Raw genomic sequence first — 13,156 nt, forward strand, 5'->3', positions numbered from 1 at the left:
ACTGGAACTCGCGGGCGTGATGGTCGTTGCATGACCGCGGCAGCAGTAGCGAGTAGGAGAGCACGTGAACCGACGCCAGCTTGTTCAAGGGTCGGCGGTGCTGCCGGCGTTGCTGCTCGTCTCGCGCAGCGGCTTCGCCGCGGCGTCGGACGATGGGTTTGGGCCGTCAACGGTGAGGGACCTGGCCCGTATGCTGGCGGCCAAGCCGCACGAGGCTCCGGACGAGAAGCTCCCGAGCGGATTGAAGGACTTGGACTACGATCAGTATCGTTCGATCCGCTTCTTGCCGGAGCGGGCGCTTTGGCGCGGCAAAAATCTTCCGTTCGAAGCGCAGTTCTTCCATCGCGGCTTCTTTTACAAGAACAGAGTGACCATCTTCGAGGTCGCGGACGGAAAGGCCACCGAGCTCAAGTACCGCAAGGCGGACTTTTTCTTCGGCGAGAAGGTCCCCGCGTTCGAGGACGTCGATCTCGGGTTCGCGGGCTTCCGCATCCACGCGCCCATGAATCGCGCGGACTACTACGACGAGGTCTGCGTCTTCCTCGGGGCGAGCTATTTCCGAGCCGTGGCCAAGGGGCAGACGTACGGGCTCTCCGCCCGAGGACTTTCGATCGACACCGGCGAAGCCAAGGGGGAGGAGTTTCCGCTGTTCAAGGCGTTCTGGCTCGAGCGGCCGGTGCCGGGTGCGACCTCGATGGTCATCCATGCCTTGCTCGACAGCAAAAGCTGCGCGGCGAGCTACCGCTTCACCGTGCGGCCCGGGGAAACGACGGTCTTCGATGTCGAAATGTCGGTCTATCCGCGCGTCGAAATGCCGCGGGCCGGTCTCGCGCCTATGACCAGCATGTTCTTCTACGGTCCGAACGATCGCAACGACATCGACGATTTCCGTCCGTCAGTCCACGATTCCGACGGTCTTGCGATCTTCAATGGGAAGGGTGAAAGCCTGTGGCGGCCGCTCAGCAATCCTCGCGACCTCCAGATCAGCACCTTCCAGGATCTCAATCCGCGCGGCTTCGGGCTGATGCAGCGGGAGAGAAACTTCTTCGCTTACCAGGACCTCGAATCCAGCTTCGAAAAGCGCCCAAGTCTCTGGATGGAGCCGATCGGCGATTGGGGCGATGGCGGGGTCGTCCTGTTCGAGATTCCGACCAAGGAAGAGGTTCACGACAACATCGCCGCATTCTGGCGGCCGAAGAATCCGCTGCAGGCCAAGGGCGAACACAATTACACCTATCGGCTGCATTGGGGACCGGATAGCCCGAAACCGCATTCGCTGGCCAGATTCACGCGAAGCGGCATCGGGGCGAGGGGTGAGGACGCGCGCCTGTTCGTGCTCGATCTGCTCGGCGACAACCTCAAGGGCATCGATCCTGCGGGTGTCAAAGGCGTGGTGACGGCGGAAAAGTCCGACGTGAAGAACATCGTCACGCAGCCCAATCCCTACACCGGCGGTTGGCGGCTGAGCTTCCAGTGCCAGGTGAAGGGAGAGCCGATCGAGCTGCGGGCGTTTCTGACCGAGGGCGACAAGCCCTTGTCGGAAGTGTGGGTCTACCGATGGGCACCGTGAGCCCGGCGCCCCGCCCGGTCGCCGGCGATATCGCGACCCAGCGCCTGCTGCCGCGCGAGTCGCCCCTTCCGATGGCTCCTGGCGACCTCGGAAAAAGCCGTGTACCCGACCGTGTTCCTGCGCCGGCCGGCGCGGCGATGGCCTGGCGGCGCGGCCTCATCCTGCTCTCGACCGCGGCGCTTACGGGTGCGGGCGGCTACGAGATGTATCGGGTGCTGCAGGTCGGCGGCGTCACCGTCCTCGAAGCCATGGTGCTGGCGCTCTTCCTGGTCTTGCTCGCGTGGGTCGCCTTTTCGTTCGCGTCCGCGCTGGCCGGCTTCTTCGTGCTGCTGGCGCATCGTCCGGACGCGGCGACCGGCGCGGAATTGCCTGCCATATCGAGCCGCACCGCCATGCTGCTTCCGACCTACAACGAAGACCCGCACCGATTGACGGCACGGCTTCGTGCGATCATCGAGTCCTTGGAGGCGACCTCTCACGGAAAGCTGTTCGACTGGTACGTTCTGAGCGACAGCACCGATCCGGACATCTGGGTCGCCGAAGAAAAGGCCCTCCTCGCGCTGCGACAGGCGGTAGGAACGCGGCTGTACTATCGCCACCGCGCCGACAACACAGCGCGCAAAGCCGGAAACATCTCGGAGTGGATCATGCGGTTCGGCGCCGTCTACGACTTCATGATCGTGCTCGATGCCGACAGTCTGATGAGCGGGCAGACCATCGTCCGGTTGGTCCATGCCATCGAGAGCAACCCGAGCGCCGGGCTCGTCCAGACGCTCCCCATGATCGTCAATGCGCGAAGTCTCTTCAGTCGCGTCCAGCAGTTCGCGGGCCGCCTGTACGGACCGATGATCGCCGCCGGCGTCGCCTGGTGGCACGGCTCGGAAGGCAACTATTGGGGCCACAACGCGATCATCCGGGTGAAGGCGTTCGCCGAAGCGGCGGCGCTGCCGCAACTGCGGGGCCGCAAGCCATTCGGCGGGCACATCCTCAGTCACGATTTCGTCGAGGCCGCGCTGATGCGGCGGGCCGGGTGGGGCATCTACATGCTGCCGACGCTCGGAGGCAGCTTTGAGGAGGTGCCGCCGTCGCTGCTCGACTTCGCGGCGCGCGACCGACGCTGGTGTCAGGGCAATCTTCAGCATCTGGCCGTGGCCCCTGCGCGAGGTCTCCATTGGGTGTCACGCCTCCACTTCATGGTGGGCATCGGGGCATATCTGACGGCGCCGCTGTGGCTGCTGTTCCTGCTGCTGGGAATGATGATCTCGCTGCAGGCCCGCTTCGTGCGTCCGGAGTATTTTCCGAAGGGCTTCTCCCTGTTTCCGACCTGGCCCGCTCAGGATCCCGTGCTCGCCATCTGGGTGTTCGTCGCCACCATGGGTCTGCTGCTGCTGCCGAAGCTTTTCAGCCTCATCCTGCTTTGGACGCAGCGACCGGTGAGACGGCAATTTGGCGGCGCATTGCGTGCCACCGCCGGTGTTCTCGCAGAGATCGCCGTGTCCGCGCTGATGGCGCCCGTGATGATGATCTTCCAGTCGATCGCGGTCGTGGAGATACTGTCCGGCCGCGATGCGGGCTGGCAGACGCAAAGACGCGACGATGGCACGGTGGAGCGCCGCGAGCTCTATCGGAAATACGGCGTTCCGACCCTGTGCGGCGTCGCGATGGCGGCAAGCGCCTACGCCGTTTCGCTGCCCCTGCTGCTCTGGATGTCGCCGGTGATCGTCGGGCTGCTGTTCGCCATTCCTATCGGCGCGCTGACCGCCAGGCCCGCAACCGGCAGATTGTTCGTCACGCCCGAAGAACGAGAGCCGCCCCCGGTCCTGCGCCGGGCGAACGAATTGAGCGCTTCGGCGGATCTCGAAGCCAGGCCCGCGCTGATGGAGCTGCGGGAAGATTCCGCGTTGCTTGCCTTCCACCTGGCGCAGCTGCCGCCTCCTCGCGCCGCCCGGCCTGACACGGTCGACGCCAACCTGGCGGTCGGCCGCGCCAAAGTCGATGCAAGCGATACCTTCCAGGAAGCCGCGGCGCATCTGTCTTCGCGGGAAGTCCTCTCGATCTTGAACGACGGTTCGACGCTCTCGACCGTGCTGCAGAAGCGATGAGGGGTTGGCCTAGCGGGCACTTCGAAGGAGTAGCGAGAGGATCGGCTCTTATAAGCGATTATTCGATCAGTTCGTCCGCTTCGATCAAAATGGATGGAGGCACGGCGAGGCCGAGTGTCTTGGCCGTATTGGTGTTGATGACCAGTTCGAACTTCGTCGGTCGCGACACCGGAAGCTCGTCGGGCTTCGCGCCTCTGAGGATTTTGCCTGCGTACGCGCCCAACTGGCGATAGGCATCGGAAAGGCTGGCGCCATAGCTCATGAGGCCACCTCCAGCCGGAAATTCCCGGATATGGAAGATGCCCGGCAGACGATCTCGGGACGAGAGTGTCAGGATTTGCTCGCGCCGGCTGTCGAAGAAGGGATCATTCTGCACGATGAGTCCCGAGATCCCTGCCTTGACCAGCTCCGCGAAACTGGAGTCGATTTCGGCATCGGTGCTCGCTTGCTGGACCCGGAGCTCGCGCCCGAGCGTGCGGGCGGCGGCTGCGATGGATTGCTTATGTTCTTCGGCCGCCTCGGCGCCGAAGCGCGGGTTCACAAGTAGTCCCAGCACACGGGCCGCAGGAACCATCGAGCACAGGAGCGCCAGTCGCTTTCCTCCCAAGTCGCCGGTGAAGAAATTGACGCCAGTCGCCATGCCGGGACGATTCATGCTTTTCACAAGGCCGGCCTGCACGGGATCTTCGCCGACCACGAAGACCATCGGGACCGGAAAGTTCGCCGCCTTCGCGGCCTTCGCCGCGGGGTCGCCGGCCGCCACCACCAACGAGGGCCGCCGATCGCGGAGATCGGCGGCGAGCGGGGGCAACTGGTCGTAATCGCCTTTCGCCCAGCGGTACTCGACGACGACGTTGCGACCCTCGGCGTACCCCATCTCTTCGAGTCCCCGCCGAAAGGCATTCGTGTGAGTTTGGGATTCCTTGGGCGATCGAGTGCTGAGAAATCCGACGACGGGTTGCCCCTGCTGAGCCCGCGCGATTGCCGGCAGGCCGGCCGCGACGGCAAACGCTCGGATGAAATCGCGCCTTCGCATTGTTTCCTCCGCTCTTGAAGCTAAGGTACACATTCTACAGGTCACGCGCAGAAATTTCGGATGGACGGATCGCCTCAGTGATCGGCGACGCAGCGGTCGCGGTGGGAATTGAATTCCTTCGATGCAGCTCAACTTCGCGGGGCCCCGGCGTTGGGAACAAATCTATCAAGATCTGCTTGATGCCGGGCGCGATCCCGCGCGGGAGGATTTTCGGTGAAGCAGCTCGGATGGACGGCGGCAGTATTGACTATAGCGATGCTGGGGGGCGCGGATGTCGCTTCGGCGAGATTGGGCATGGCGCCCACGGCGATGCAGGACGAAAGCTTGATCCAGGTGAAAGGCGGGCATGGTCACGGTCACGGGAGAGGCCACCGCGGATGGCACGGCAACCGCGGCCACCACTACGGATGGTACATCGGACGCGGCAACCGACGGCATCACCACCACTGAGGTTGGCTAATGGCATCCGCCGGTCCTCCGGCGGTTGTCCACGGCTCCTTGCTCCATTGAGCCAACAATGTGCCATTTCCCGCGTGTCCTCCCCTCTGCCTTCTCGATCGCCGTCTGCAGGAGAGGCGGGAAGCGCGGGGCGGCGCGATGCGTTCATTCGATCAGCTCGTCGGCGGAGGCGAGCATGGAAGTCGGAATGGTCAATCCGAGCTTTTTGGCGGTCCGCATGTTGACCACCGTCTCGAATTTGGTCGGCCGCTCGATTGGCAATTGTGATGTCGGCGCCCCCTTGAGGACCCGGTCGACGTAGTAGGCCAATCTGCGATAGCTTTCGGAGAGGTTGGGTCCATACGTGCAGATGGCGCCGCTCTTCGCGAAGACCTGCCAGCCCGAGATGACAGGCGCGCGGTGCTCAATTCCGAAGTCGATGATCCGTTGCCGGTACTGAATGGCGAAGCCGTCGGAGAAGAGCGACATGGCCTGCGGAGGGCTCTTGCCCATGGTCGCCAACGCGTCTGCGAGCTGGCTCTCCGTGCCCGTCCCATAATACTCGAGCGCCAGCCCGAGTTTTTTCGCGGCCTCTTCGGAATAGGCCCGCTCGATCTGGGACCCTGGATGTTCGGGATTGGCGATGATGGCGACGCGCTTCAATCCGGGCACGATATCCCGCAGCATCTCGAGACGTTTGGAATTCAGCTCGGCCGCCATGAAGGTCAGGCCGGTCATGCCGCCGCGCGGATGCGAGAGACTGTCGGCGAAGCCGGCGACGACCGGGTCTCCACTGAAGGCGTAAACGGATGGCGTGGAGAGTTTCAAGCCGAACACGATCGGAACGGCCGCTCCTTGGACTACCAACAGATCGACGGGAAGACCGGTAAGCTCCGCGGCCAGCGGCCCGACTCGTGTCCGGTCGTCGTCACCATACCTATATTCGATCTTCAGGTTGTCCCCCTCGCGATAGCCGAGTTCGGCAAGTCCCTCCCGGAAAGCCGCAAGGAAGGGGGTTAGGCTGGCCTCCCGCTGGGCCGTGAGCCAGCCTATCCGGAAGAGCCTGGATGCCGCACGCACTTGCCTTCGGACCATGGTGGCCGAGGCCGCCGCGGAGGCGATGAAGGTACGACGTTTCACTGATCTCTCCACCGTTGCTGCACCAAGGTCTAGCATCCGTCCATTTCGGCTGGGGCTCAAGGGGACCATCTTCGGGAGTATCGCTCCGGCATGGAGTTCGGACTTGGCTCCGCCGGTCGCGGGAAAATTCGGCAATTGCCCCGTCGCAACTGCGGAACCTTGCCATCATTCGCGGGTTCTTGCAGGCCGCATTCTGCGGACAGGAGATCTCGATGAAGAAGCTGATGCTGATGTGTGCTACCGCCGCCCTGATCTCGACGGGCGCCATGGCGCAGTCCACGGTCGTCACCACCGGCACCAGCCATGCTGCAGCCGTGCAGATCGAGCCGGAATACCGCACGAAGATCCGCACCTTCGTGACCGAACACAAAGTTCGCCCGGAGCAAACCCGCGAGAAGATTGTGGTCGGCCAGCCGGTGCCGCGTGAGGTCGAGCTCGAGGCCGTGCCTGCCGACTGGGGTCCCTCGCTCACCAAGTATCGTTTCGTCTACTCGGGCGAACGCGTGATGCTGATCGATCCGTCGACCCGCACGGTCGTCCAGGAGATCGACTGAGCTTTCAGTGGCGGGTCGCTGAAGGCAGCGGCCCGCTCTTCCGATCCGGCGCCCCGATACCTGCTTTCTCATTTGCGAGCGGCCGTACATGCCGATCATCCGTTATTTCCTCTTCGTCGGCGGGCTGCTGCTGGCGTTGCTCTTCGCTGCGGATCGGTACCTCCCGGCTCCCGTCGAGCGCGCGGGCCCGTCCGATCCCGACAGGACCATCATCCGGATCGCCTCGGCGCGAACGCTTCCGGAGAAGATCGTGTTCGACACGCGTCCGCGCGCCGATTTGCCGATAATTGCGCAGACCGATCCGCTCCCTGAAGACCCCCGGCAGCAAGTGCGAGAGGCCATGGCCGCAATGCCTGCAGCGCCGGCCGCGGAGGTGAAGGAGTCGCCCGTGCGGGCCTCCGTGGCCGCCCGCATGCATCCTAAGCGCTCGGCAAAACTGCAGAAAAGGACACCCGACCGGCGTCTCGCCTTCGAGCGGGCCGATCCATTTGCCGGCGGATGGTGGTGAGTGCTGGCGCGTGATGCGGCCAAGGAAAAGGCCGCGCCTTGGAGGCGATCTTGGTTGACTTCGGCTGGGCTGCTCTCGCCGGTCCCGGTCGTGCCGCTGGCCCGGCGAGCGGGCAATGGATGCTGGACGGCCGGCACGAAGGCGTTAGGCTAGGTTCAGTTCATACTGCGCCGCAGAAGTGCTCGCTGGACGCATAGCCGCATATGGCCGCGTTAACTTTGTTGATTCGCCGCACAGCATTTCCGCAGTAGGCTAACTCTTCTTGCGTTGGGGGTTTCCGTGTTCGATCCGGCCACGACCGCGCTTCTGCGCGCCGTATTCGACGAGGTCTGCGAAGACGTCTCGCGCTACGAAACCGAGGCACGCACCCATGTAGCGTCAAGCATTCTGGAAGCGGCGACCGACGGCGACAGCTCGCCGGAGAAGCTGAAGCAGGTGGGACGCGAGGCCCTCCACGACGCGCCAACCATGTGGCGATAGGCGGAGGAAGGCGGGGTGAACTCCAGGTCACTGTGCTCAAGATCCTGGTGAGCTATCCCGATGGATTCGCCGTCATGGCGGAGCTCAAGCGCGATATGGCGATTCTGGCGACGAGCGGGCGCGACTGGGCCGAGCGGACCAAGCGCCTCGCCGCTCGCGTGCCCGCTCTCGATATCTTCTCGCAAGGATTGGTCGAGCGTCTGAATGGCGGATGGCGCATCACTGAGAAGGGTCGTGCCGTGCTCGAATTCATGGAAGCAAGGCCCGCCGAGATGCGGACGGAGAGCCCTGTCGCAGCAGCGGAGCCTCTGGCATCAGCCCAAGCGTCTTCGCTTCTTGCCGCAAGGCGCTCCGGCCGAAGCCAGCGCCTGCAGCGCCGCCGCGCGGCACGCGAACGGGCCCGAGCCAAAGCGTGCTGAACGCGCGTGTTCTCCGACTCACTTCGCCCGACCGGGAAAAACTGGAAACTTTGCTGACCGTCTTGAGTTGCCAGCGATCGGATCGGTCGAGGGGAGTCTCAAAGATGGTCGACGATGTCGTCTTGAAGAATGCCACGGAGACCGCCTGGACAGTTTACCGGGCGCGGCACCCCGATGTCGGCGCACGCGACAGCCGACGCTGTTTGCTGAAGCGCCACCTGCACAAGAGATGGGAAGCGCGCGACAGCGATACCGAAGAACTCGCCAGCTTCGGTATCGCCTACCTGCACCGGCTTCCCCGAGACGAATGTTGAGGACCGTGAAAATGCTCGTCGCGCGCGTAGCTCGCGGAAGCACAAGGCCCTTTTGGACGCTACTCGCGATCTCGTTTCTCATCTCCGCGGTCGTCGTGATCGGCTTGCGGGTCGTCTTTGGGGACTGATCGATGCGGATCGCGCAGCTTGCCCCGTTGGCCGAGAGCGTTCCTCCAAAACTGTATGGCGGCACGGAGCGTGTGATTGCCTGGCTGGTGGATGCGTTGGTCGAACTCGGGCACGACGTCACCCTGTTCGCGAGCGGGGATTCGAAGACGACCGGCAGGCTCCACGCGGTGTGGCCGCGCGCGTTGCGGCTGGGGCGGAGGGGCGTCGATCCGAGCGCCGCCTGCGCACTGCTGATCGAGGCCATTGCCGGGCGCGCTCGCGAGTTCGACGTGATCCACTCCCATGTCGACTGGTTGCCGCTGCCCGTCCTGAGCCGGACCGGCGTGCCGTTTCTGACCACGATGCATGGTCGGCTCGACCTTCCAGGCTTGTCCGACGTGATCGGGGCTTTCCCACAGGCCCCCTTTGTCTCGATCTCCGAGAACCAGCGCCGACCCCTTCCGCAGGCGAACTGGGTGGCGACGATCTCGCATGGGCTCCCCAAGGGCCTGTTTCGGCCTTCCTTCGAAAGCGGTTCGTACTTGGCCTTTCTGGGGCGGCTGACGGCGGAGAAGGGGCCAGAAGCTGCGATACGCATCGCTCGCGTCGTCCGGATGCCGCTGCGGATCGCGGCCAAAACTCCTCGCGCGGAGACGGCGTACTTCAAAAAGAAGCTCGAGCCTGAGATCGACGGCGAAGAGATCAAGCTTATCGGCGAGGTGGACGAAGTCCGCAAGCAACCGTTCCTCGCTGGTGCCGCCGCCTTGCTCTTTCCGATCGATTGGCCCGAGCCTTTCGGCCTTGTGATGATCGAGGCGATGGCGTGCGGGACGCCCGTGATCGCCTATCGCTCCGGATCGGTGCCGGAGGTCGTGGAGGACGGCGTCACCGGCTTCATCGTGGACGGCGAGGAGCAGGCGATCGAGGCGATCGAGAAAGCCGTCAGCTTGGATCGAAGAAAAGTCCGCGCCCGATTCGAGGAGCGGTTCGTCGCCAGTCGGATGGCGAGAGAGTACGAAGACCGGTATCGCGAACTGGTCGCTTGCAGGTGACCTCGGTCGAGGAAATCGTTCGTGGGATGGCCGAAACGAAAAGCGGCCCGCCCGGCGTACCGGACGAGCCGTTCGTCAGAATCTGTTCGCTTAGTGCATGTGAACCAGGAAATAGCCGACGCCGCCGACAACGAGCACGGCGGGAACGGCCCATAAAATCAAGACAGGCCTGTTCTCCAATAGCTTGTCAGAATAGCCGCCGAGCGATTACTGCTCGGTGCAGACCTTGGTGGTTTTCACGGCGGACTCGGCTTCCGTCTTGGTCTTGTAGACGCCGTTACCCACGACCGTCGTGGTGGTGGTCGTCGGCTTGGTGTCGACGACGGTGCACTTCTTCGTGGTCGCGTCGCGGACGATGTAGAACTCGGCGGCGCTCGCGGTCTGGGTGCCGAGGGCGAAAGCGGCCAGAGCGCCGCATACGATTAGCTTCTTCATGGTGTCCTCCTCAAGCGGTTTGTAAGTCACTGCTAACGAGACGGGCTCGGCCGAAGTTCCACTTATTCCCGGTCGTGGGGCGCTTCCTCAGGCCGATGGAACGTCGGGCTTTCAGGTGGCCTGCTTACCCCAGTCGATTACCGGAAGCCGCGGGGCGGCCAGCTTCTCAGGCGGCACGACGACCGGCGCGAAGTCCGCGTCTTGTCGTTGGGCGCGCTTGCAATTGGGGCAGACGAAGAGGTGCGCGATCAGCGTCGTGGGATTGTCCCGAACGAGTTCGGATCGAAACCATGTCATGGCTACACGGCAATTGGGACAGGTCGGGTTGCCGACTTCCCCGAAGGAATCCTTCAGTCGTTTCATGGGCCGCGCGCCGCTTTGTGTTGGTAAGTCGTAGCAGCTCGGCCGGGCCGCGAAAGTATCAAAAGATACACAGCCGGCCACGATGCTCCAGAGCCCGTGAGACACCGGCCCCCGAGCATCCGATCGCGCGTCGCAGCGGCGGCCTCTTGGTTAACGCTCGCTTGCCATTCGGCGAAGCAGCATCTCCGGTCTTGGGGGGACTCCGCTTCGATCTCTCGCGCCAATTGCCGAGATTTCCCGATTCGGAACCGAAGGCCGCGCCGAGGGTTGATCGGCGTCCACATTTGGGAGGTTTCAGATGAACAAGCGTTTATTCTTGGCCACGACCGCTGCGGTCGCCATCGCGACTTCGGCGTTCGCGCAGTCTTCTCCGAGCACGTCGAGCTCCAGTCCGTCCGCGACGCAGCGTCAGCAGGATTCCACATCGACGACGTCCCCGTCGACACAGACCACGTCGCCCGGATCGTCTTCGGGATCCGCGCAGACCAGTCCTTCGACGAATTCCGCCCAGTCTCCGTCCTCGACCGGTCAGACGGCCGCGGGCCAGTCGTCCAATTCCGGCAGCGGCACCAACACGACGCAGGCGCCTGCCTCGAACAATTCGACCAACCAGGCTCAGACCAGTCCCTCCAGCCAGAGCACGACGCCGTCCAACCAGGCGCAGACCAACACCCCTTCGAACACGAACAACCAGACGCAGAGCGCCAACCCGCCGTCCTCGAGCACGAACCAGGCGCAGTCGCCGTCAGGTAGCGGTTCGACCAACCCGGCCCAGCAGCCGAACAATCAGCAGAACACGGCGGACCGTTCGTCGAACACCAACATGAACGCGTCGGTGAACATAAACGACCAGCAGCGGACCCGCATCAGCGCGTCGATCTCGCACCTGAACGTGCAGCCGCTCGCCAACGTGAACTTCTCACTTTCGGTGGGCACCGTCGTCCCGCGCGACGTCCGCCTGCAGCCGCTGCCGGCCGAGGTCGTCGAGATCGTGCCGCAGTACCGCGGTTACAACTTCGTGCTGGTGAAGGACGAGATCGTCATCGTCGAACCGTCGACCTACAAGATCGTGACGGTCCTGCCGTACTCCGGCCGGTCGACCGCATCGGCCCCGGCGCGCACCGAGCAGCGCAAGGTAACGTTCAGCGACCGCGATCGCGAAGTCATTCGCAAGCACGCCAAGGCGCGCCCGGTCGAGCGCGAGAAGCGGGTGACCACCGGCAGCTCGGTTCGGACCGAGATCCGGACCGGTGAGCGCGTGCCGGAGGGCGTGGAGATCGAGGCGTTCCCTGAAGAGGTCTATCGGGATGCTCCGACCCTTCGCGAGTACCGGTACATCAACCGGGACAGCCGCACCTACATCGTCGAACCCCACGAACGTCGTGTCATCGAAGAGATCGATTGATCTCGCAACGTATGGAGAAGAATCATGAAGACCATTGTGCTGGGAGCGCTCACGGCGACCCTAATGGCGGCATCCGCCAATGCCGCCCCCCTCGCGCCTGCGGCCATCGCGTCGACCGAGCTCGGTGGCGTTGAGCAGGTCCGGCTCGTCTGTGACGAGTATGGCCGCTGCTACCGGACCCGCGGCCCCCGCTATGTCCAGCGCTACTACGGCGGGGATGACGGTTATGTGGTCCGCCGAAGCTACGGCTACTATGGCGGCCCCGGCTACTACGATCGCGGCTACGGCTACTATGGCGGTGGCCCGAGCATCGGTTTCAGCTTCGGCACCCGAAGCTGGTGAATCAAGAAGGGGCCGCTCGAAGAGCGGCCCCTTCGACGTCTGCTCCATCTGTGCGGGAATGAGATGTCTGCTGTCGCCAGGCTCCTGAATCAGAAGGAGCAGTTGCTCGCCAGCCTCGAGACCGATCCGGGTCCGAACGAGCGGGCCGAAATCCAGGCGCTGCTTGCGAAGATCGAGACGGCGCTAAAGTTGCTCGGCAGCCAAGATTCCGCCGCTGCCGCGGCCGACGAATAGTGCTCAGCGAGCGGTTTCCGTGAAGCTTTTCCGAAGGACATCCTGCCGGAGATGAAGGCCCCAGCTCTGGGGGCTATGAGCTGGGGCCCGTACGGGGTTTGCCCCTGGGGCAGGAGCATTGGGAAAACCTGGCACTGGCGCCTTCGTTCCTGCGTGCGCAGGGAAGTTTAGATCTGCGCGCATCGTCCTTGCTGAGATCGGTGAAAGGTGCGGCCGCGAGTAGAATCGCTAAACCGGGGGTGCACCCTTCACCTCGCCGAGCTCCTTGACCACTCGCACGATCTCGTCCGGGTGGAAGGGCTTTCTCACGATGCGGCTGCCTAGGACTGGGCGTGGTGGGACGGGCGAGAAGCCGGTCGCGTAGACAACCGGCAAATGCGGATACTGCTCCCGATAGCGTTCCGCGATCTGCCACCCATCGATCTGTCCGGGTAGCCTGACGTCGGTGACTAACACATCCGCGACGCGGCGTTGGCACCAGGCCAGCGCCTCCTCTCCCGTGCTCGCGTGGATCACGTGATAGCCTGCCTCGCGCAAGGCTTCGACGACGAATTCGCGGATCAGAGGATCGTCTTCGACGAGAAGTATGCTCACTGTTGGCTCTCAAGGCGTCGCTTGCGTCATCAACCAGTCGAACGGCTTAACAGGTCTGTCGT

At 63.8% G+C, this 13,156-nt stretch carries 16 protein-coding genes; 11 read left to right on the forward strand and 5 right to left on the reverse strand.

What is annotated here, in order from left to right:
* Nucleotides 1–64 precede the first annotated feature (64 nt).
* Both XH84_RS35515 and mdoH read left to right on the forward strand, forming a co-directional pair.
* Nucleotides 65–1,570, forward strand: coding sequence for a glucan biosynthesis protein G (locus XH84_RS35515; protein WP_128919048.1), 1,506 nt, complete (start codon nt 65–67; stop codon nt 1,568–1,570).
* On the forward strand, nt 1,558–3,672 hold the full coding sequence (gene mdoH / locus XH84_RS35520) for a glucans biosynthesis glucosyltransferase MdoH (protein ID WP_128919049.1): 2,115 nt from the start codon (nt 1,558–1,560) through the stop codon (nt 3,670–3,672). Before XH84_RS35515 ends, mdoH begins: the two co-directional genes overlap by 13 nt.
* Nucleotides 3,673–3,730: 58 nt before the next feature.
* Here mdoH and XH84_RS35525 read toward each other — a convergent pair whose 3' ends face one another.
* On the reverse strand, nt 3,731–4,708 hold the full coding sequence (locus XH84_RS35525) for an ABC transporter substrate-binding protein (RefSeq protein WP_164936206.1): 978 nt from the start codon (nt 4,706–4,708) through the stop codon (nt 3,731–3,733).
* A 603-nt stretch (nt 4,709–5,311) separates the two neighbouring features.
* Nucleotides 5,312–6,346, reverse strand: a complete 1,035-nt coding sequence (locus XH84_RS35530) for an ABC transporter substrate-binding protein (protein ID WP_164936207.1) — start codon at nt 6,344–6,346, stop codon at nt 5,312–5,314.
* A 152-nt stretch (nt 6,347–6,498) separates the two neighbouring features.
* On the opposite strand from XH84_RS35530, the gene XH84_RS35535 reads away from it, so the two are divergent.
* From XH84_RS35535 to XH84_RS35560, 6 genes are all read left to right on the forward strand, one after another.
* Nucleotides 6,499–6,840 carry a DUF1236 domain-containing protein gene (locus XH84_RS35535; protein ID WP_128919052.1) on the forward strand — a complete coding sequence of 114 codons (342 nt, stop codon included), beginning with the start codon at nt 6,499–6,501 and terminating at the stop codon, nt 6,838–6,840.
* 88 nt (nt 6,841–6,928) lie between these two features.
* Nucleotides 6,929–7,348 (forward strand): hypothetical protein, encoded by a 420-nt coding sequence (locus XH84_RS35540; RefSeq protein ID WP_128919053.1) that lies wholly within the window; start codon nt 6,929–6,931, stop codon nt 7,346–7,348.
* Between the two features lie 279 nt (nt 7,349–7,627).
* On the forward strand, nt 7,628–7,828 hold the full coding sequence (locus XH84_RS35545; RefSeq protein ID WP_128919054.1) for a hypothetical protein: 201 nt from the start codon (nt 7,628–7,630) through the stop codon (nt 7,826–7,828).
* Nucleotides 7,829–7,902: 74 nt separating this feature from the next.
* Nucleotides 7,903–8,247: a hypothetical protein gene (locus tag XH84_RS35550; protein WP_164936219.1), complete on the forward strand. Its 345-nt coding sequence runs from the start codon at nt 7,903–7,905 to the stop codon at nt 8,245–8,247.
* Between the two features lie 104 nt (nt 8,248–8,351).
* A complete protein-coding gene (locus XH84_RS35555; RefSeq protein WP_128919056.1) occupies nt 8,352–8,561 on the forward strand; it encodes a hypothetical protein in 210 nt (69 codons plus the stop codon).
* 131 nt (nt 8,562–8,692) lie between these two features.
* Nucleotides 8,693–9,721: a glycosyltransferase family 4 protein gene (locus XH84_RS35560; protein ID WP_128919057.1), complete on the forward strand. Its 1,029-nt coding sequence runs from the start codon at nt 8,693–8,695 to the stop codon at nt 9,719–9,721.
* Between the two features lie 207 nt (nt 9,722–9,928).
* On the opposite strand, the gene XH84_RS35565 is transcribed toward XH84_RS35560, so the two are convergent.
* Both XH84_RS35565 and XH84_RS35570 read right to left on the reverse strand, forming a co-directional pair.
* Nucleotides 9,929–10,156 carry a hypothetical protein gene (locus XH84_RS35565; RefSeq protein WP_128919058.1) on the reverse strand — a complete coding sequence of 76 codons (228 nt, stop codon included), beginning with the start codon at nt 10,154–10,156 and terminating at the stop codon, nt 9,929–9,931.
* Nucleotides 10,157–10,267: 111 nt separating this feature from the next.
* A complete protein-coding gene (locus XH84_RS35570) occupies nt 10,268–10,519 on the reverse strand; it encodes a hypothetical protein (protein ID WP_128919059.1) in 252 nt (83 codons plus the stop codon).
* 298 nt (nt 10,520–10,817) lie between these two features.
* On the opposite strand from XH84_RS35570, the gene XH84_RS35575 reads away from it, so the two are divergent.
* The 3 genes from XH84_RS35575 (at nt 10,818) to XH84_RS40245 (ending at nt 12,500) form a co-directional block, all read left to right on the forward strand.
* A complete protein-coding gene (locus XH84_RS35575; RefSeq protein ID WP_128919060.1) occupies nt 10,818–11,924 on the forward strand; it encodes a DUF1236 domain-containing protein in 1,107 nt (368 codons plus the stop codon).
* Nucleotides 11,925–11,948: 24 nt separating this feature from the next.
* Nucleotides 11,949–12,266, forward strand: coding sequence for a hypothetical protein (locus XH84_RS35580; protein WP_128919061.1), 318 nt, complete (start codon nt 11,949–11,951; stop codon nt 12,264–12,266).
* A 63-nt stretch (nt 12,267–12,329) separates the two neighbouring features.
* The gene (locus XH84_RS40245) at nt 12,330–12,500 is read left to right on the forward strand and encodes a hypothetical protein (RefSeq protein WP_164936208.1); all 171 of its coding nucleotides are present in this window, start codon (nt 12,330–12,332) and stop codon (nt 12,498–12,500) included.
* Between the two features lie 228 nt (nt 12,501–12,728).
* Here the strand turns inward: XH84_RS40245 and XH84_RS35585 are convergent, their stop codons facing one another.
* Nucleotides 12,729–13,094 (reverse strand): response regulator transcription factor, encoded by a 366-nt coding sequence (locus tag XH84_RS35585; RefSeq protein WP_128919062.1) that lies wholly within the window; start codon nt 13,092–13,094, stop codon nt 12,729–12,731.
* Between the last annotated feature and the right edge of the window lie 62 nt (nt 13,095–13,156).

The organism is Bradyrhizobium nanningense, assembly GCF_004114535.1.
GTDB classification, from domain to species: Bacteria; Pseudomonadota; Alphaproteobacteria; order Rhizobiales; family Xanthobacteraceae; genus Bradyrhizobium; species Bradyrhizobium nanningense.